Here is an 18,650-nt window from a genome sequence, read left to right as displayed (position 1 = left end):
GGCTAGCGTGACGTCCCGGCCGGACGTGCCGCGTGCTCGGGGCTTACCCATGGGTCGGCGTACGGGACGAACCGGCCGGCGTTCGGGACGAGCCGACGCAAAGGACCGGACGTACCGCTCGAAGCTGGTTAGATCGACCGGGGCGACGCCGACGGGGAGCGCGTGAAGGCGGCCCCGCGTAACAGAAGCTCGCGTACAGAGCTCACATGACAGGGCTCACGTAACAGAGCTCGCGTAACAGAGGGAGACACGATGAGCACGGCCCCGGGAACGGAGACGCGGTCGTCCGCGCCGCACGCCGCCGACAGCCACGACCTGATCCGCGTGCACGGCGCGCGCGTGAACAACCTCAAGGACGTCAGCATCGAGATCCCGAAGCGCCGGCTGACGGTGTTCACCGGCGTCTCCGGCTCGGGCAAGAGCTCGCTGGTGTTCAGCACGATCGCCGCCGAGTCGCAGCGGCTGATCAACGAGACCTACAGTGCCTTCGTGCAGGGCTTCATGCCGACGCTGGCGCGGCCCGAGGTGGACGTCCTCGACGGCCTGACGACCGCGATCATCGTGGACCAGCAGCGGATGGGCTCCGACCCCCGCTCCACCGTCGGTACCGCCACCGACGCCAACGCGATGCTGCGCATCCTCTTCAGCCGGCTCGGGCAGCCGCACATCGGCTCTCCCCAGGCATTCTCCTTCAACGTCCCCACGGTCCGGGCGAGCGGCGCGATCACCGTCGAGCGCGGCGCCCACAAGGCCGAGAAGGCTACCTTCACCCGTATCGGCGGCATGTGCACGCGCTGCGAGGGCCGGGGCTCGGTCACCGATCTCGACCTCGCCCAGCTCTACGACGACTCCAAGTCGCTCGCCGAGGGCGCGTTCACCATCCCCGGCTGGAAGTCGGACAGCTTCTGGACCGTACGGACCTACGCCGAGTCGGGCTTCGTCGACCCGAACAAGCCGATCCGCGACTACACCGAGAAGGAGCTGCACGACTTCCTCTACAGGGAGCCGGTCAAGGTGAAGGTCGACGGCGTCAACCTCACCTACGAGGGACTGATCCCGAAGATCCAGAAGTCGTTCCTGTCCAAGGACCGGGAGGCGATGCAGCCGCACATCCGGGCGTTCGTGGACCGCGCGGTCACCTTCACCACCTGCCCCGAGTGCGAGGGCACCCGGCTCAGCCCGGAGGCCCGCTCCTCGCGGATCAAGGGTGTCAACATCGCCGACGCCTGCGCGATGCAGATCAGCGACCTCGCCGGATGGATCGGCGGCCTCGACGAGCCGTCGGTCGCGCCGTTGCTCGCCGCGCTGCGGCACACCCTCGACTCGTTCGTGGAGATCGGGCTGGGCTACCTCTCGCTCGACCGGCCGTCGGGCACGCTGTCGGGCGGCGAGGCCCAGCGCGTCAAGATGATCCGCCACCTCGGCTCCGCGCTGACCGACGTGACCTACGTCTTCGACGAGCCGACCATCGGCCTGCACCCGCACGACATCCAGCGGATGAACGACCTGCTGCTGCGGCTGCGGGACAAGGGCAACACGGTGCTCGTCGTCGAGCACAAGCCCGAGGCGATCGTGATCGCCGACCACGTCGTCGACATCGGCCCCGGTGCCGGTACGGCGGGCGGCACCATCTGCTTCGAGGGCACCGTCGAGGGTCTGCGGGCCAGCGGCACCGTCACCGGCCGCCACCTCGACGACCGGGCCGCCCTCAAGGAGACGGTGCGGACCCCCAAGGGCGCGCTGGAGATCCGCGGCGCCGACCGCCACAACCTGCGGAACGTCGACGTCGACATCCCGCTCGGCGTCCTGTGCGTCGTCACCGGTGTCGCGGGTTCGGGCAAGAGCTCGCTGATCCACGGGTCGATCCCGGCCGGGGCCGGTGTGGTGTCCGTCGACCAGTCGCCGATCCGCGGCTCGCGGCGCAGCAACCCGGCGACGTACACCGGGCTGCTGGATCCGATCCGCAAGGCGTTCGCGAAGGCGAACGGCGTGAAGCCGGCGCTGTTCAGCGCCAACTCCGAGGGTGCCTGCCCCACCTGCAACGGGGCGGGCGTGATCTACATGGACCTGGGGATGATGGCCGGTGTCTCCACCACCTGCGAGGAGTGCGAGGGGAAGCGGTTCCACGCCTCGGTGCTGGAGCACCGTCTCGGCGGCCGTGACATCAGCGAGGTGCTCGCGATGTCGGTGACCGAGGCCCGGGAGTTCTTCGGCGCCGGTGAGGCGCGCACCCCGGCCGCGCACGCCGTCCTCGGCCGGCTCGCCGACGTCGGGCTCGGCTACCTCAGCCTCGGCCAGCCGCTCACCACGCTGTCCGGCGGCGAGCGGCAGCGGCTCAAGCTGGCCACCCACATGGCCGACAAGGGCGGCGTCTACGTCCTCGACGAGCCGACCACCGGCCTGCACCTCGCCGACGTCGAGCAGCTGCTCGGCCTGCTCGACCGGCTGGTCGAGTCCGGTACGTCGGTCATCGTCATCGAGCACCACCAGGCGGTCATGGCGCACGCGGACTGGATCATCGACCTCGGCCCCGGCGCCGGTCACGACGGCGGCCTGGTCGTCTTCGAGGGCACCCCCGCCGACCTCGTCGCCGCCCGCTCGACCCTCACCGGCGAGCACCTGGCGGCCTACGTCGGAGCCTGACCGGGCCCCCGCGGGTGCCGCGCGGGCCCGGCCGAGGTCCCCGGCCGGGCCCGCCGCGCCTGACCGGGGCCGTGGCGGGTGTCGTGCGCCGCCCGCCCGGCGTCCTCAGGGACCTCAGGGACCTCAGGGACCTCAGGGGCCTTGCGGGCCGGGGTCCTGCGGGAACGGGCCTCGCCGATCTCCGCCTCGTGCCGGACCGCCCAGTCGGCCAGCGCCGAGAGCGGTTCGAGCAGCGTCCGCCCGAGCGGGGTCAGGCCGTACTCGACGGCGGGCGGCACGGTGGGACGCACCTCGCGCCAGACCAGCCCGTCGGTCTCCAGGCCGCGCAGCGTGCGGGTCAGCATGCGCTGGCTGATCCCCTCGACGGCGCGGTGCAGCTCGTTGTACCGGTGCGGGCGGCCCCCGAGCAGGATCACCAGCAGCATGCTCCACTTGTCGCCCACCCGCCGGAACACGTCGCTCACGGGACACGCCGCGAACTCGTCGGCCGGAACCGGCCGGGGGAGCTCGTGCGCCAGCACCGAGGGCACATCGGTGTGCGTACCGGACATGAAACTGCCTTCTTTCCGCCTCGGACGTGACGGACCCACGATGGGTCCAGCCGATTCCGAGCCTACGGAGGACACGTGCCGACCCGGCCCCCGAAAACTGTGATCATCAGCGGCGGTACCGGCGGCATGGGCCGCGCGACCGCTCTCGAACGGCTCTCCAGGGGCGACCACGTCACCGTGATCGGCAGTGACGAGGCCAGGGGACGCGCCCTGCTGGAGCGGGCCGCGAACCCCCGCCTGCGGTTCGTACGGGCGGACCTGTCGTCGATCGCCGAGGTGACGCGGGTCGTCGCCGACATCTCCGGGCGGCACGAGAGCATCGACGCGCTGGCGTTGTTCGCCAACCGGCCGAGCCCTGCGCGCAGGCGGACCGCCGACGGGCTGGAGTACACCTTCGCGCTGTACTACCTGAGCCGCTACCTGCTCGGCCACCGGCTGGCCCCGCTGCTCGACGCCGCCCCGAACCCCGTGATCGTCAACGTCGCCGGGGTCGGGAACACCGCGGGCCGGATCTTCTGGGAGGACCCGCAGCTCACCCGCGGCTACGGGCAGGTGCGCGCCCAGCTCCAGGCGGGCCGGGCCAACGACCTGCTCGGCGTCGCGTTCGCCGAACGGGCCGGGAGCAGGGCGCGCTACGTCCTCTACCACCCCGGCTTCACCCGCAGCGGGGCCGACGCGCATCCGAATCCGCTGGTACGCGGCTCGATCAAGCTGCTCGCCGGGCTCTTCGCCCGTCCGGTGGCCGACGCGGTCCGGCCGATCGTCGGGTGGATCGACGAGCCGCCGGCCGATGCGCTCTCCGCGGTCGACAGGGGCCGGCCGGTCGACAGGTCCCTGAGAACGCTCGATCCCGGCGACGCCGCCCGCCTGGCGGCCTACACCGAGGACCTCCTGCGCGGCCGCTGAACGCGTCGCGGCGGGAGTCAGCCGGTGGACGGCCGGGACCGGGACGCCCGTCCGCCGGCCAGCAGCAACGCCCCGACGGCGCCCAGCGTCCCGGCGGCGATGACCGGCACCAGGGCCTGGAAGCCGAGCCCACCGGCCACCAGGCCGAACATCGGGGGGCCGAGCAGCGATCCGACGCTGCCCGCCTGGGCGACCACGCCGTTGCCGACGTCGGCGTCGGCGAGGTTCTTCAGCACCAGGGGGAGGGCGGCGAAGACGAGGGCCGCCAGGAACCCGTTCGCGACGGAGATCACCCCCGCCCCGGCCAGCGCGGCGGCCTGCGAACCGCTGCCGCCGTACACGAGCCAGGCCGCCGGTACGACGAGGAGCCCGGCCAGCGCCAGCAGGCCGACCGGCGCGCCCCGGCGGAGCAGCACCCCCACGGCCAGCCCGCCGAGCACCCCGAGCAGCGAGATCGCCGAGGTCACGGCGCCCGCGGCGGCGGCCGAGCGGCCGTACTCCTCGATGAGGAGCGTGGGCAGGAGCACGATCACCGGGATGGTCACCAGGACGTTCAGGCAGAAGGAGACGGCGAGCACGGCCGGCCAGGCCAGCGCCCCCGCCCGGGGGACGGACCCGGCCGCCGCCTGCCGGCCCGGCCCGCGCGGCAGCCGCGCCCACGCGGCCAGCGCCATAGCGAGCGTCAGGCCGGCGATCAGCCCGATCCAGCCCCGCCAGCCCAGCGCGGAACCGGCCGCCCCGCCGGCCAGCGTGCTCGCCCCGATGCCCACCGGGACGAACGTGGCCCACAGCGACATGGCCGCTCCACGGTCCCTCTCCCTGGCCAGATGGATGATCAGCGCCGGGCACGAGATCGTGACCAACACGTACCCGACGCCCTCGACGCCCCGGGCGGCCAGCAGCCAGGGGAAGTCGCCCGCCAGGACGCTCGCCGCGCTCGCTGCCGCGATCAGGACCAGGCCGGTGACCAGTGACCTCTCCGTGCCGAACCGGCGGATCAGGTACCCGGCGGGCAGGCCCGCGACGGCCCCCACCCCGACGACCGCCGAGATCACCCAGCCCAGCTGCGACAGCGACAGCGACAGCCGGTCCGCGACCTCCGGCCCGACCGAGGCGAACTTGCCCAGGCCCATCGCCGCGACGACCCCGCCGAGGTAGACGACGGCGATCGTCCCCCACGGCGAGGGCCGCCGCAGTTCCTCGTCCGGCTCCGAGGTGCCTGGCATCGGCCGGCGGTCCATGAAACTCTCCTTCGCGCGATGTCGCGACGGCCGGGCGGACCGGCCGGGCGGGGGTCTCCGAGGGCGGCCCGCGTCCCGGGTGGCCGCGGGGGTCTCCGAGGGCGGCCGGTGTCCCGGGTGGCCGCCCGGCCTCCACCCAATCAGGCGCGGGCGCGTCGTTCCGGGGACTTTCCCAGATTCGATCACTCTCGTCCCGGTGGCGGTGTCCGCCCGGGTTCGCCCGCCGGAGGCGTCATGCCCGCGGCGTGTTCGAGGCGAGGATGCCGATGTCCGATTCGGTGACGTCGACGGCCCCCGCCGACAGCAGGACGTCGATCGTCTCCGGGACGTCTTTTCTCGGCAGCACCCCCTGCAGGACGACCACGTCCTCGTCCGACAGGCCCGACCCGGCGCGCCATGACCGTCCGGGCATGGCGAGGGCCACCCCCGGCAGGTCCTCGGCGCGCGCGCGTACCGTCAGCAGGACGTGGGCGGGGCCGACCCAGGCGGCCCGCAGCAGCCGGGCGACGTTCCGGATCACGGCGCGCTTGTCCTTCTCCGCGTAGGCCGCCGGGTTGGCGATCAGCTGCGCGCCGCAGGTCCGGATGGTCTCGATGATCCGCAGGTCGTTCTGCCGGAGCGAACGGCCGGTCTCCACCACGTCCACCATCGCGTCGGCCAGTTCCGGGATCTTGGCCTCGGTCGCGCCGTAGGAGACGATCACCTCGGCCCCGACCCCGGCGTCCCGGAGGAAGCGGCGGCCGATGTTGGGGTACTCGGTGGCCACGCGGACGCCGTCGCCGAGGTCCGCCACCCCGGTGGCGGGGTGGCCGGACGGCACCGCGAGCACCAGCCGCCAGGGCCTCTCGGAGTGCCGGGAGTAGTCGAAGGACTCCACCACCTCGACCACGGCGCCGGTCTCCTCCACCCAGTCGGCCCCGGTCAGCCCCAGGTCGAACGACCCGCTCCCGACCACCGACGGGATCTCGCGCGGCTTGTAGAACGCCACCCGCGTCATCCCGGCGTAGTCGATCGTGCCGCGGTAGGAGCGCTCCGAGGAGCGCCGCACGTCGAGCCCGGCGGCCGCGAAGAGCTCCAGGGCCCGCCGCTCCAGCGACCCCTTCGGCAGTGCGAGGGAGATCATGACTGCTCCTTCACGGTTCCCCTGTGGCCGGTCACACGTGCAGCAACCGGTCGATCCCGATGACGGGCGGCTCGGGCAGGCCGGCGGGGCGTATCTCGATCTCCCCCACCACGAGGTCCTTGGGCCAGGAGTCGACGATGGCGCCCACGCAGCGGGCGACCGAGCGGGTGCTCATCTTGTGCGGCGACCCGTCGCCGTCCAGGTTGGCGATGGCGCCCGGGGACACCAGGCAGGCGCGGACCCCGTTGCGCCGCTCCTCCAGCAGGAGCGTCTCGACCAGCGCCTTCAGCCCGGCCTTGGTGGCGCTGTAGGCGGCGCCGCCCTCGAAGAAGCGGGTGGCGGCGTGGCTGCCCATCGCGACGAACAGGCCCCGGCTCGCCCGCAGCGCGGGCAGGACGGCCTTGAGCAGGTGGAAGCCCGCGCTGAGGTTGACCGCGACCAGCCGGTCCCAGTCGGCCTCGTCCAGGTCGGCTATGGGGTCGAGCACCCGGTCGACCGCGTTGGACACGCACACGTCGAGACGTCCCGCCTCCTGGAGCACCCGGCCGACCGCGCTCCTGATCTGCGCGGGGTCGGCCAGGTCGCACCGGTGCTCGCCGGACCCGTCCCGTCCCGCCGGTGAGCGGTTCAGGGAGAAGACGCGGTAGCCGCGGTCGCGCAGGTCCTCGGCGATGGCCAGCCCGCTGCCGCGGTTGGTGCCGGTGACCAGGGCGACCCGGGCCTCAGGAGATGACATCGAGGATGCGACTCCACTGGTTCACGATCTCGTCCCCGCCGACGCCCTTGCGGAACAGGTCCTTGTCCAGGGGGGAGCCGTCCTCGTGCCGCAGCCGCATGCAGTCCTGGGAGATCTCGGAGATGACGGTCAGCTCGCCGTCCTCGGTCTGCCCGAATATCAGGCAGAAGTCCCACACCTCGACCGGGTGCAGCCAGGACCGCAGCACGTCGTTGACGGCGAGGGAGCGTTCGCGCATCTCCTCGACCGGCAGCCCCAGGGCCCTGAGGTAGTCCTCGCCGATCGGCTGGTCCTCGGGATCGACCCGGTAGTCGAACTTCACGACCGGCCGCGGCAGCGGGGCGCCGTCCTCGAACAGGCCCGGGTACTTGCGGGTGGTCGACCCGGTGGCCCTGTTCTTCACGATGACCTCGAAGGGCGGGGCCGGACAGTAGTCGGCGAGGTAGTGGTCGGCGGAGACCCGCTCCCTGAAGGCGCACGGCACGCCCGCGGCCACGAGACGGGCCGCGGCCTTCTCGTAGAAATCGAGGCGGAGCGGGCCGGTGCGCTCCACCATTTCGTCACGCTGGTACGTGAAACTACGCAGGCTGGGGATTATCTGCACGAGGCAGCGCCCACCGGGAAGAAGCCATAGGCGCTTGCTTCGCCCGACGATATCCGGCTCGGTCGTCCTGGCCACGTCGAGGACCGGAATTCCCTCTCTCGACCCGTAATCCACATCGCCTCCATATCGGCGTTCGCAGTTCGTGTCGGCCGGCCCGTCTTTAATGGCCTCACACACCTTGATATGCGTTGTGCGGGACTGTCAAGATGCCGAAAAGCCGAGAATTAAGGATGGTTGACGCCCTTACGACGTGACTGTACGGTCCTTGAGATTAAGTACGGGATCGGATAGCGCACCACCGGGAGGATCCTTGTCCCAAAACGAGCGGATAGCCCACTCGAAGATCACGCGTAAGTTCAAGTCCGAGGGGCGCCAGCTCTTGTTCTCCCAGGGTAGGGGGGGTGAGGTGCGGGACGCGAACGGCATGACGTACATCGACTTCGTCATGGGTTACGGACCAGTGATAATCGGCCACGCCGATGACCTTTTCAACGAGATCGTGCGCGGTCACCTGGACAACGGCGTCATGATGCCGGGATATACGACCTTCCACCAGGAGTATCTGGAACGGCTTCTCGGAAATCGGCCTGAAGATCGCGGAGCGTTCTTCAAGACCGCCTCCGAGGCCGTCACCGCGGCCTTCCGGCTGGCCGCGATGCAGACGGGCCGGCTCGGCATCGTGCGGAGCGGTTACGTCGGCTGGCACGACGCGCAGATCGCCAATTCCTTGAAATGGCACGAGCCCCTTCACTCGCCACTCAGGGAAAGGCTCAAGTACACCGACGCCATGCGGGGCATCGGCGACTCTGAACCCGCGGTGAACTGGGTCGACCTGCGCCTGGAAACGCTTTCCGAACTGCTGGAGCGGTACCGGGACCGTTTAGGGTGTTTCGTGTTCGACGCCTATCTCGCGTCGTTCACCACGCCCGAGGTGCTGCGGCGGGCCGTCGCGATGTGCCGCGAGGCCGGCATGCTCACGGTCTTCGACGAGACCAAGACCGGGGGACGGATCTCGCCGCTCGGCTACGACCACGACAACGCCATCGGCTCCGACCTGGTCGTGATCGGCAAGGCGCTGGCCAACGGGGCACCGCTGAGCATCCTGGTCGGCAGTGCCGAGCTGCTCGCCCACGCCGAGCGGGCCCGGCTCAGCGGCACCTTCTCCAAGGAGATGATCGCCGTGTACGCCGCGCTGGCCACCCGCGACATCCTGGAGAAGCCCGTCGGGGAGTCCCCGGACGGCTGGGCCGAGGTCGGCAGGATCGGCACGCAGGTGGCGTCCGTCCTGTCCGCGGCCGCCACGGAGGCCGGGGTGGGCTCCCTGGTCGGTGCCCGCCCGGTGCTGGGCGGCGGGATGTTCGAACTGGTCTACCACGACGACGGGCTGCTCGGTGACAAGGACCGGCGCGAGGCGCTGCTCGGCGCCCTCACCGGCGCCGGCATCCTGCTGCTCGAGGGACACCCCTCCTTCGTGAGCCTCGCGCACCGCGACATCGACTGGAGCGACCTGCACGACCGGGCGCGCCAGGCCTTCGAGCAGTGGAGCACCTCCACCGGAGCCGGCCGTGGCTGAGCCGGTCGTACGCCTCGCCCTGATCGGCTGCGGCAGGCAGATGCAGCAGAACCTCTTCCCCTTCCTGCAGCGCATCCGCGGTCACCGCGTCGTCGCCTGCGTCGACCCCGACCTGTCCATGGCCGAGGAGATGCAGGCCCTGACCGGCGCGCCGGTCCTGGCCGACTCCGTCGACGGGCTCGACGCCGGGACCGTGGACGCGGCGCTGCTGGCCGTCCCGCCCGAGCCGTCCTACCGGCTCACCCGGCACCTGGTGGAGGCGGGAGTCGACTGCTTCGTGGAGAAGCCGGCCGGGCCGTCCACCCCCGCGCTCCAGGACCTGGACCAGGTGGTACGCCTCACCGGCCGCCACGTCCAGGTGGGCTTCAACTTCCGCTACACCGAGACTCTCCAGCGGCTGCACGAGCTGAGCGCGGGCGCCCGCAAGACCCCCTGCTCGGTGACCATCGACTTCTACAGCCGCCACCCGTCGGCACCGCAGTGGGGGGTGGACACGACCCTGGAGGCGTGGATCCGCCACAACGGGGTGCACGCGCTGGACCTGGCCCGCTGGTTCACGCCCTCACCGGTCGTCCAGGTGATCGCGCACGCCATCCTCGACGGCACCGACCGCTTCCAGGTCAACCTCGTGCTGCGTCACCACGACGGCTCCCTGACGACGTTGCGGATGGGCAACCACGTCAAGCGCTTCATCGTGGGCGTCGCCGTGCAGGGCATGGACGGCAGCCGCTACAGCGCACCGTCCCTGGAGCGGGTGACCCTGGAGCTGTCCGACGGCGTGCCGTTCGGCCAGGAGTTGCACAGCATGCGCAACCTCGACCACGGCTGGGGGCGCAGCGGCTTCGGGCCCGAGCTGGAGGCCTTCGTCACCGCGTGCCGCGCCAGGGTGGCCGGGAGCCCCGCCGACGGCTCGGCCGCCGCGCAGGACGTGCCGTCGGTCGCCGACGCGCTCGCCGCGTCGGTGCTGTGCGACCGGACGATGGACGAGCTGTACGCCACCGGCGGGAACGGCGTCGGAGTCCTCGCGGACCCGCTCCGGGTCGGCTAGGTGACCACGACAACCACCGCGACCGGCGGGGGAACCGATGGCTGAGGGGACGCGACCGGAGGGAGAACCCGCCCTCGGCGGGCCGGCCGCGTCCTCGGGCGTGCGGGGGTGGATCTTCGGCCACCTGGGACGGCACCGGACGCTGCTGGCGGTGTTCGCCGTCACGGCGGTGGCGGCGAACCTCTGCTCCACCCTCGTCCCCGTCCAGATCGGCGCGGCGTTCGCCGCGGCCACCGGCCCCGACCCCGACCTCGGCGTGGTCGGGGCCGCGGCGGTCGCGATCGGCCTGCTCGCGGCCGGCCGGTTCGCCGCCGACCTGCTGTTCAACGGGTCGATGGAGATCATCGCCCAGCGGGTCAAGCGGGACGCGCGCGACGAGCTGTACCGCGGCCTGCTCGCCAAACGTCTGTCCTTCCACGACCAGCAGCGCATCGGCGACATCCTGGCCCGCGCCATCAACGACGCCAGGCTCGTCGACTACATGCTCAGCCCCGGCGTCTCCACCGCCTTCAACGGCCTGCTGGCCCTGCTGGTCCCGATCCTGTTCATCGCCTCGCTGCACCCCTGGCTGCTGCTGGCCCCCGGCGTGATGATCGTGGTGTTCGGGTACGCGCTGCACCGCCACGTACGGCGGCTGCACCCGCTGACCCTGCGCGCCCGGGAGACCTTCGCCGACCTCAACGAGCGTTTCTCCACCACCCTCGGCGGCATCGCCACGGTCAAGGCCTTCACCCAGGAGGACCACGAGCGGCGCGCGTTCACCCGGGCCGCCGCCGCCTACCGGGACGCCTTCGTCAGGCGGGGCAGGGCGCAGGCCGTCTACCTGCCCGCGCTCAGCTTCGCGCTCGCGATGGCGATCGGCGCCCTGCACTCCCTGCACCTGTACGCCCAGGGCGGGCTGACCCTCGCCCAGGTCGTGACCTACCTGGGCTGGCTGGTGCTGTTCGCCCAGCCGGTCACCATGTCCGAGCAGGCCGTGCCGATCATCCAGGAGGGCTTCGTCGCCGCCTCCCGGATGCGGCAGATCACCGAGGGCGACCCGGGCGAGCGGGAGGACACCGCGGGGACGACCGCGACGCTGCGGGGTGCCGTCACCTTCGAGGGCGTCCACCTGCGCCACGACGGGAGGGACATCCTGCGCGACGTCTCCTTCCACGTGCCCGCGGGCCGCACCCTGGCCGTCGTCGGGCCCACCGGCAGCGGCAAGAGCATGCTCGTCAAACTGGTCAACCGGATGTACGACGCCACCGAGGGCCGGGTGCTCATCGACGGCCGGGACGTGCGCGAGTGGGAACCGGGCGCGCTCCGCCGCCAGATCGGCCAGGTGGACCAGGAGACCTTCCTGTTCTCCAAGAGCGTGCTGGACAACATCGCGTTCGGCTCGCCGGACGGGGCCGACGACGAGGACGTCGTGCGCGCCGCCAAGCAGGCGTGCGCCGACGAGTTCGTCCGGGCGATGGAGCACGGCTACGACACGGTCCTCAACGAGGGGGGGACCACGCTGTCCGGCGGGCAACGGCAGCGGCTGGCCATCGCCAGGGCGCTGCTCACCGACCCCCGCATCCTCACCCTCGACGACGCGACCAGCGCGGTCGACGCGCGGACCGAGACGGCCATCACCGAGGCGATCGAACGCGCGGCCACCGGCCGTACCACGATCCTGGTCTCGCACCGCCCCGGCCAGATCCGGCGCGCCGACCTGATCCTGCTACTGGACGCCGGGCGGGTCGTCGACCAGGGAACGCACGAAGAGCTGATCGCGCGCTGCGCGCTGTACCAGGAGATCTACAGTGAATGACGTCCGGGCCGCATCGGCCCCACCGGCGCCGGCGGATCGGCGGCCGCGGTGAGCGACCTGTTCGCGGGCCTGCACGCCGACGACTACGACCGCGTCTACGGCAACCGCCGCCTGCTCGGCCGCATCCTGCACTACCTGCGGGAACGGCGCGGCGCCATGCTCGGCTCGGCCGCCCTCGTGGTGGGGGCGGCCCTGCTGACCGCGGCCGTGCCGATCGTCATCTCCCAGGTGATCGACCAGGTCGCGGCCGGGGCCGGGCTGGGACTGCGGCTGAGCCTGTTCGTGGTCGCGGCCGCGGTGGTGGCCTGGGCGATGAACTGGGCGCGCCAGGCCATCACCGCCCGCCTGGTCGGCGACGTGGTGTACCGGCTGCAGTGCGACGCCGCCGACGCCGCGCTCGCCAAGGACATCGCGTTCCACGACCGGAACTCGGTCGGGAAGGTGCTCAGCCGGGTCACCGGCGACACCGAGGGCTTCAGCTCGGTCATGACCCTCACCCTGAACCTGCTCAGCCAGCTGTTCCTGGTACTGCTGCTCGGCGGCGTGGTGTTCTGGATCGACGTCGACCTCGGCCTGATCATCCTCGCGGCGCTGCCGCTGCTGCTCGGCACCGCGCTGGCCTTCCGCAGGATCGCCAGGACCGCCGCGGCCGCCACCCGGCGGGTGATGGCCAGGGTCAACGCCAACGTGCACGAGTCGATGCTGGGCATCTCGGTCGCCAAGGGCTTCGGCCGGGAGCGGACGGTGTACCGCGACTTCGACGAGGTCAACCGGCTGTCGTACGCGGTCTACGTCAGGCAGGGCCTCATCTACACGCTCATCCTGCCGGTCCTGACGCTGCTGGCCGGGCTGGCGACGGCCGTCGTGCTCTACCAGGGCGGGCGTTTCGCGGTGCTCGGCAGGCTCTCGCCGGGCGAGTGGTACTTCGCCCTGCAGGCGCTCGGCATGCTCTGGCAGCCGGTCACCCAGGCGGCGTCCTTCTGGAGCCTGTTCCAGCAGGGCCTCGCCGCGGCCGAACGGGTGTTCGCGCTGATCGACAGCGAGCACGCCGTCGTCCAGCACGGGAACGAGCCGGTGACTGAGCTGCGGGGCGACATCGAGGCGCGCGGCCTGACGTTCGCGTACGGGCCCGGATCGGTCGTGTTCCGCGGCCTGGACCTGCGGATCGCCGCGCGGCAGACCGTGGCCGTCGTCGGGAACACCGGCGGCGGCAAGTCCACCCTGGCCAAGGTGATCGCCCGCGCCTACGACTTCCAGGAGGGCGAACTGCTCGTCGACGGCCATGACATCCGCTCGCTCGACCTGCGCTCCTACCGGCGGCGCGTCGGCGTCGTCCCGCAGCACCCGTTCATCTTCGCGGGGACGCTCGCCGAGAACATCGCCTACGGCAGGCCGGACGCCGACCACGCCGACGTCGAACGCGCCGTCGACAGGATCGGGCGCCGGGTGTGGTCGCGCAGCATGCCGATGTCCCTGCACGACCACCTGGCCGCGGGAGGCCAGGGCGTCTCGGTCGGGCAGCGGCAGCTCATCGCGCTGGCCCGGATGTTCCTGCGGGAGCCGGACATCGTCATCCTGGACGAGCCGACGGCCAGCGTCGACCCGCTGACCGAGAGGGGCATCCAGAACGCGCTGTCCCGGCTGTTCACCGACCGGACCGTGCTGGTGATCGCCCACCGGCTCGCCACGATCCGGCGGGCCGACCGCATCCTGGTCATGCGGGAGGGCACGATCGTCGAGGACGGCGGCTTCGACGAGCTGCTGAGCCGCGACGGCCCGTTCTCCGAGCTGTACGCGACCTACTACGCCCACCAGAGGCCGGCATGAGCGCGCGGAACGGCGGCTGTGCCCCGCACCCGCCGGAGTTCGAGCGGATCCACCGCGAGGCCGCCGGCGCGGGCGTGCGGTGCGTGGTGGGCGCGGTCCTGGTCAACCCGCGCGGCGAGGTGTTCCTGCAGCGCCGGGCCCCCCACGTACGGCTCTTCCCCGGCTGCTGGGACATCGTCGGGGGGCACGTCGAGGAGGGCGAGACGCTGTGCGCGGCACTGGCCAGGGAGATCGAGGAGGAGACGGGATGGCGGCTGGTCCGGGTGGACGGCATGGTGGACGTCTTCGACTGGGACGGCGGCGACGGCGAGCGCAGGCGTGAGATCGACGTGCTCGCCACGGTCGAGGGCGACCTGACCCGGCCCACGATCGAGCGGGAGAAGTTCGTCGAGGCGCGCTGGCTGGACGAGACCGCGCTGCGCGTCCTGGCGGCGTCCTCCACCGACTCCGGCATGATCGACCTCGCCCTGCGCGCCCTGGCCGGACGGCCGGCCGGCGACCCGGCGCCCCCCTCGTGATCCCGGCCCGGGGGCCTGCCCCGCCGCCCGTGCGCGCCTTCCATGGGCGGCCGGTACGGCGTTCCCCGGACGCCGTACCGGCCGCCCCCGTCGAGGCCGGGTCAGACCAGGCCGCAGTGGCGGCACCGGCCCCGCCTGCGCAGGTGGTAGGCCAGCGTCGCCGCGCCGAGGGACAGCGCCCAGACCGGCCAGTACGTCGTCGGGTCGGTCAGCCAGACGGCCGGGTCGCCCCAGTCCGTGTCGCGCACGATCTGGGTGCCCGCCGCCAGCAGTACGGCCGTGACCGCCGAGGCGAGGGTCACCGGAAGGGCGGGCGGGACGCGCCTGCCCGCAAGCCCGACCACCCAGCGGGGCCAGACCTCGCCCCAGCGGTGCACCAGCCCGAGCGTGAGCACACCGCCGGCCGCCGCGAACGTCGCCAGACCCGCCCCCGCCCACACCAGGCCGGATTCGTGTAATTGGCGCAGTTCCTCCTTCGGGAGCAGCAGGGGGACGTTCAGCACCCACGCCCAGCGGACCGCGGCGTACAGCAGCGGGACGACGAAGGCCGTGTAGGCGGCCCGGCGTCCCCACCGGGCCGCCGAGGCGGGGGTCGTCCAGGTGGCGCCTTCGCGCGCCGAACGGCCGCAGCCGCCGCAGGAGTCGCCGGTGCGCCGCTGGAAGGCCAGCGCCGCGCCCGCCCACAGCAGCCCTCCGGCCATGCAGAGGATCAGGTTCAGCACCGGCCAGGGCAGCGCGACCCCGAGGTAGTCGCCGTCCGGCCAGCCGAACGGCAGCCCGGCCAGGACGATCGGGGCGTACCCGACCGCCGTCATGACCCGGGCGTCGGGGATGAGGGCGACGAGCGCCAGTGCGACGGACCAGGCCGTCGCGAGCACTGCGGCGCGGGCGGCGCCGCGCGGCCGTGCCCGGGCCATGACCAGCGCGAGCACCGCGCCCGCGAACCCGAGCGCCGCGATCACCGGTGCGGTGCCCGAGGCCGTCACGCCGCCCAGCAGCGACTTCGCCCTGGCGCCGGGCAGATCGCCCTCGCCGAAGGGGAAACCCGCGCCGCCCCACGCCCAGTGGAGCCCGAGCCCGCCGTAGACCAGCGACCACGCGCTCGCCGCGTACGCCGCCCATCGGGCCCATCGGGGGGTCGTCTTCCGGTCGTCCATGGTCGTTTCCATGGCTCAAGCGTCGGGCGGCGGAGGGGGGCGTGCCCATCCGCCGTCTGGCGGATCTCGTCCGGCGGGCGCCGTGTTCTCTCTGCCTTTCGGTGGATCCGCCGCGGCCGGGTGTTCCCGTAGGGTCGGCCCATGGATCAGGTCGCCGCGTTCGTGGCACTCGCCATGATGATCGTGGCGTTCGTGCCACGCGTGCCGCCGGCGTGGCCCGCCGCGGCGGCCGGGGCGATCTCGATCGCGATCACCGTCGCGTATCCGCTGGCCGAGTGACACGGCGGTACCGTCCCCTGGGTGCTGATCGAGGTACCGCCCCTGCTCGTGCTGACGCTCATGGCCGCCAGGCGCGCGCCGGCCTCCCGGGCCGTCGTCTCGGCCGGCCTCGCCGGGAGCGCGGTCGCGCTGATGCTCGTGCGCACGCTCTGGCCCGGCGACATCGCGCTCGCCGCCGGGGCCTGCGCGAGCTGGTCCCTGCTCGCGGTCGCGGCGGCGGGCACCGGCCTGTACGCCCGCACGCTGGACGACGGCCGGCGCCGCGCGGTGGCCGCGGCCAGGCGGACGCAGCGGCTCGTGCTCGCCCGAGACCTGCACGACTTCGTCGCCCACGACGTGAGCGGGATCCTCGTGCAGGCGCAGGCCGCCCGGCTCATGCCGCAGGAGCTCCCGCCGCAGGTGGCCGACGCGCTGCGGCGTATCGAGGAGGCGGGGCAGCGGGCCCTGGCCGCCATGGACCGTACCGTCCGGATGCTCCACGAGGCCGGCGAGGCCGGCGAGGCCGGATCGGGCGCGACGGCACCGCCGCCCGGGGTCGAGGGCCTGGCGCGGCTCGCCGGCGGCTACTCCCCGTCGGTACGGGTGGACCTGTCGGTCGATCCCGGGCTGGAGCGGCGGCTCTCCCCGGAGACCTCCGCCACCGTCTACCGGGTCGTGACCGAGGCGCTCACCAACGTACGCCGTCACGCCCCCGCGGCGACCTCCGTCGCGATCACCGTCACCCTCGCGGGAGGGGCGGTCCGCGTGCGCGTCGTCGACGACGGCGGCCACCCGCGGGCGGCCCGTCGCGGGGGCCACGGACCGGCCGGTCTCACCGGGCGGGTCTCGGAGGCGGCCCGCCGCGGAGGCTTTGGCCTGATCGGGCTCACCGAGCGGGTCGAGGTGCTCGGCGGTTCCCTGTCGGCCGGACCCGGACCGGGCGGCTGGCGGGTCGAGGCGCTCGTGCCCGCTCACCCGCCACGGCGGCTCCGGCACGCAGGAGCACGCGTGAGCCGCCCGACCGCCGATCGAGGAGAGCCGGCATGACCACCCGGATCCTGATCGCCGACGACCAGGAGGACGTGCGGATCGGCTTCCGGCTCATGCTCGACTCCCAGCCCGACATGAGCGTGGTGGCAGAGGCCGCCGACGGCCACGGCGCCGTCGACCTGGCCCGGCGTCTGCGGCCCGACGTGGTGCTCGCCGACATCCGCATGCCGAGGCTCGACGGGCTGGAGGTCACCCGGCTGCTGGCCGGGCTGACCCGCGTGATCGTCGTGACGACCTTCGACCTCGACGAGTACGTGCACACCGCGCTGCGCAACGGCGCCTGCGGTTTCCTGCTCAAGCGGTCGGGCCCCGCCCTGCTCGTCGAGGCCGTCCGGGCGGCCATGGCCGGCGACACGCTGATCAGCCCCCAGGTCACCGTCCGCCTGCTGGCCCACCTCCGAACGTCCACCGGGCCGCCCGGACCCGCCGAGCCGCTGACGGAGCGGGAGCTGGAGGTTGCCCGCCTGGTCGCCCACGGCCGCACCAACGCCGAGATCGCCGCCGAGCTGTTCATCGGCTCCGGCACGGTCAAGACCCACGTCGCCAACGTCCAGCGCAAGCTCGCCGTGGCCAACCGGGTCGGCATCGCCGCCTGGGCGTGGAGCTCCGGCACCGTCACCGGCCCGTAGGCGGCCGTCCGTCCGAGGCCAGGGTGTCGAGGAGGTGCCGGTAGAACCGGCCGGCGTCGACCGTCACGGCGCACCTGACGGCGCGGCCCCCGGCGCGCCGCAGGACGCGTCCCTGGCTCACCCCCCGGGTGATCACGTCGCAGTGCACGGTCTCGAACGCGCAGATACCGGGTTCGGCCAGGTAGGAGGTGGTCAGGCTGTCCCAGCAGCAGTAGGCCAGGCCCGTGGTCTCCAGGGTGCCGAACGTCAGCGCGAGCAGTGACCCGGCCAGGTCGGCGACGGGGTCGCCGTAGGCGCGCCCGAACGCGCGGGCGAGGTCCATGGTCACCGGCACGCGGTCGGTCACGTCCAGCGGGAACATCGTGACCGGCACGGCCGAGTCGAAGACGCGCCTGACGGCGTCGGGGTCCCAGAAGACGTTCCACTCCGCGCTGCCGTCGTGGTCCGGCCGCAGGACGTTGCCGGCGACGTCCAGGGCACCGCCCATGAACACCACCTCCTCGATACGGGACTCCAGCCCGGGGTGGTGCTCCAGGCACCAGGCGAGGTTGGTCAGCGGGCCGGTGGCGAGCACGGTGACCGGGGCCGGGGCCCGCGCCAGCCAGACGGCGAGCCGTTCGTGCGCCGGGAGCGCGTCCGCGGGGCCGATGTCCGGGTCCTTCCGGTTCAGCACGGGCAGCGCGTCCGCCCGCAGGGCGTCGATGCGCCACTCCAGCGGGAAGGGGTTGCGTCCGGGCAGCGTGCCCACGGCCGTGGGCGCGTCCCTGCCGGTCAGGTCGAGGATCTTGCGGGTGACCGACAGGGCGGGCTCGGGCAGGCAGTCGGCCGGGGTCACCGCGACCCCGCGCAGGTCGACGTGGCCGTACCGGGTCAGCAGGAGAAGGGAGAGCAGGTCGTCCGGCGCGCCGTCGTGGTCGAACAGGACCCGGCGGGGGCGCGGGGGGAGGTCGGTCATGGCACCTCGCGTCCGGGGCGCCGGCGCGTCGCC

Annotated in this window: 17 protein-coding genes; 10 read left to right on the top strand and 7 right to left on the bottom strand. The window is 72.7% G+C overall.

Translation table 11 applies throughout. From position 1 onward, the window contains the following. The first annotated feature begins 252 nt into the window (after window positions 1-252). The gene (locus ACIBCT_RS06495) at window positions 253-2,643 is read left to right on the top strand and encodes an ATP-binding cassette domain-containing protein (protein WP_399186363.1); all 2,391 of its coding nucleotides are present in this window, start codon (window positions 253-255) and stop codon (window positions 2,641-2,643) included. Here ACIBCT_RS06495 and ACIBCT_RS06490 read toward each other — a convergent pair. Next, the gene (locus ACIBCT_RS06490) at window positions 2,628-3,194 is read right to left on the bottom strand and encodes a winged helix-turn-helix transcriptional regulator (RefSeq protein WP_399186362.1); all 567 of its coding nucleotides are present in this window, start codon (window positions 3,192-3,194) and stop codon (window positions 2,628-2,630) included. The genes ACIBCT_RS06495 and ACIBCT_RS06490 overlap by 16 nt on opposite strands. Window positions 3,195-3,269: 75 nt before the next feature. Between ACIBCT_RS06490 and ACIBCT_RS06485 the strand changes: the two genes are divergently transcribed. Continuing rightward, window positions 3,270-4,100, top strand: coding sequence for an SDR family NAD(P)-dependent oxidoreductase (locus tag ACIBCT_RS06485; RefSeq protein ID WP_399186361.1), 831 nt, complete (start codon window positions 3,270-3,272; stop codon window positions 4,098-4,100). 17 nt (window positions 4,101-4,117) lie between these two features. Here the strand turns inward: ACIBCT_RS06485 and ACIBCT_RS06480 are convergent, their stop codons facing one another. From ACIBCT_RS06480 to ACIBCT_RS06465, 4 genes are all read right to left on the bottom strand, one after another. Next, entirely contained in the window at window positions 4,118-5,341 is a 1,224-nt protein-coding gene (locus ACIBCT_RS06480; protein ID WP_399186360.1) for a CynX/NimT family MFS transporter, read from the bottom strand. 232 nt (window positions 5,342-5,573) lie between these two features. After that, window positions 5,574-6,464, bottom strand: coding sequence for an ATP phosphoribosyltransferase (hisG, locus tag ACIBCT_RS06475; protein ID WP_399186359.1), 891 nt, complete (start codon window positions 6,462-6,464; stop codon window positions 5,574-5,576). Between the two features lie 31 nt (window positions 6,465-6,495). Next, window positions 6,496-7,200, bottom strand: a complete 705-nt coding sequence (locus ACIBCT_RS06470) for an SDR family oxidoreductase (RefSeq protein ID WP_399186358.1) — start codon at window positions 7,198-7,200, stop codon at window positions 6,496-6,498. Further along, entirely contained in the window at window positions 7,187-7,879 is a 693-nt protein-coding gene (locus tag ACIBCT_RS06465; RefSeq protein ID WP_399186357.1) for a phosphoribosylaminoimidazolesuccinocarboxamide synthase, read from the bottom strand. Before ACIBCT_RS06465 ends, ACIBCT_RS06470 begins: the two co-directional genes overlap by 14 nt. Before the next feature lie 175 nt (window positions 7,880-8,054). On the opposite strand from ACIBCT_RS06465, the gene ACIBCT_RS06460 reads away from it, so the two are divergent. Genes ACIBCT_RS06460 through ACIBCT_RS06440 form a run of 5 tightly spaced genes read left to right on the top strand, consistent with a single transcriptional unit; the run spans window position 8,055 to window position 14,568 of the window. After that, window positions 8,055-9,377 carry an aminotransferase class III-fold pyridoxal phosphate-dependent enzyme gene (locus tag ACIBCT_RS06460; protein ID WP_399186356.1) on the top strand — a complete coding sequence of 441 codons (1,323 nt, stop codon included), beginning with the start codon at window positions 8,055-8,057 and terminating at the stop codon, window positions 9,375-9,377. After that, window positions 9,370-10,425 carry a Gfo/Idh/MocA family protein gene (locus ACIBCT_RS06455; protein ID WP_399186355.1) on the top strand — a complete coding sequence of 352 codons (1,056 nt, stop codon included), beginning with the start codon at window positions 9,370-9,372 and terminating at the stop codon, window positions 10,423-10,425. Before ACIBCT_RS06460 ends, ACIBCT_RS06455 begins: the two co-directional genes overlap by 8 nt. 37 nt (window positions 10,426-10,462) lie before the next feature. Beyond that, a complete protein-coding gene (locus ACIBCT_RS06450) occupies window positions 10,463-12,223 on the top strand; it encodes an ABC transporter ATP-binding protein (protein ID WP_399186354.1) in 1,761 nt (586 codons plus the stop codon). A 48-nt stretch (window positions 12,224-12,271) separates the two neighbouring features. Continuing rightward, a complete protein-coding gene (locus ACIBCT_RS06445; protein WP_399186353.1) occupies window positions 12,272-14,050 on the top strand; it encodes an ABC transporter ATP-binding protein in 1,779 nt (592 codons plus the stop codon). Next, on the top strand, window positions 14,047-14,568 hold the full coding sequence (locus tag ACIBCT_RS06440; protein ID WP_399186352.1) for an NUDIX domain-containing protein: 522 nt from the start codon (window positions 14,047-14,049) through the stop codon (window positions 14,566-14,568). The genes ACIBCT_RS06445 and ACIBCT_RS06440 overlap by 4 nt, the downstream gene beginning before the upstream one ends. A 101-nt stretch (window positions 14,569-14,669) precedes the next feature. Here ACIBCT_RS06440 and ACIBCT_RS06435 read toward each other — a convergent pair whose 3' ends face one another. Then, entirely contained in the window at window positions 14,670-15,737 is a 1,068-nt protein-coding gene (locus ACIBCT_RS06435) for a hypothetical protein (RefSeq protein ID WP_399186351.1), read from the bottom strand. A 129-nt stretch (window positions 15,738-15,866) separates the two neighbouring features. Here ACIBCT_RS06435 and ACIBCT_RS06430 point away from each other — a divergent pair, with 129 nt between their 5' ends. Genes ACIBCT_RS06430 through ACIBCT_RS06420 form a run of 3 tightly spaced genes read left to right on the top strand, consistent with a single transcriptional unit; the run spans window position 15,867 to window position 17,662 of the window. Next, the gene (locus ACIBCT_RS06430; protein WP_399186350.1) at window positions 15,867-16,004 is read left to right on the top strand and encodes a hypothetical protein; all 138 of its coding nucleotides are present in this window, start codon (window positions 15,867-15,869) and stop codon (window positions 16,002-16,004) included. 21 nt (window positions 16,005-16,025) lie between these two features. Beyond that, on the top strand, window positions 16,026-17,030 hold the full coding sequence (locus ACIBCT_RS06425) for a sensor histidine kinase (protein ID WP_399186349.1): 1,005 nt from the start codon (window positions 16,026-16,028) through the stop codon (window positions 17,028-17,030). After that, window positions 17,027-17,662: a response regulator transcription factor gene (locus ACIBCT_RS06420; protein WP_344894474.1), complete on the top strand. Its 636-nt coding sequence runs from the start codon at window positions 17,027-17,029 to the stop codon at window positions 17,660-17,662. The genes ACIBCT_RS06425 and ACIBCT_RS06420 overlap by 4 nt, the downstream gene beginning before the upstream one ends. Here ACIBCT_RS06420 and ACIBCT_RS06415 read toward each other — a convergent pair. Beyond that, window positions 17,649-18,617: a nucleoside hydrolase gene (locus tag ACIBCT_RS06415; protein ID WP_399186348.1), complete on the bottom strand. Its 969-nt coding sequence runs from the start codon at window positions 18,615-18,617 to the stop codon at window positions 17,649-17,651. The genes ACIBCT_RS06420 and ACIBCT_RS06415 overlap by 14 nt on opposite strands. Window positions 18,618-18,650: the final 33 nt, after the last annotated feature.

Origin of the sequence: Streptosporangium sp. NPDC050855, from assembly GCF_044456585.1 — a bacterium.
GTDB classification, from domain to species: domain Bacteria; phylum Actinomycetota; class Actinomycetes; order Streptosporangiales; family Streptosporangiaceae; genus Streptosporangium; species Streptosporangium longisporum.
Note: the sequence above shows the minus strand (reverse complement) of the source record. Positions and strands in the feature narration are given on the sequence as shown.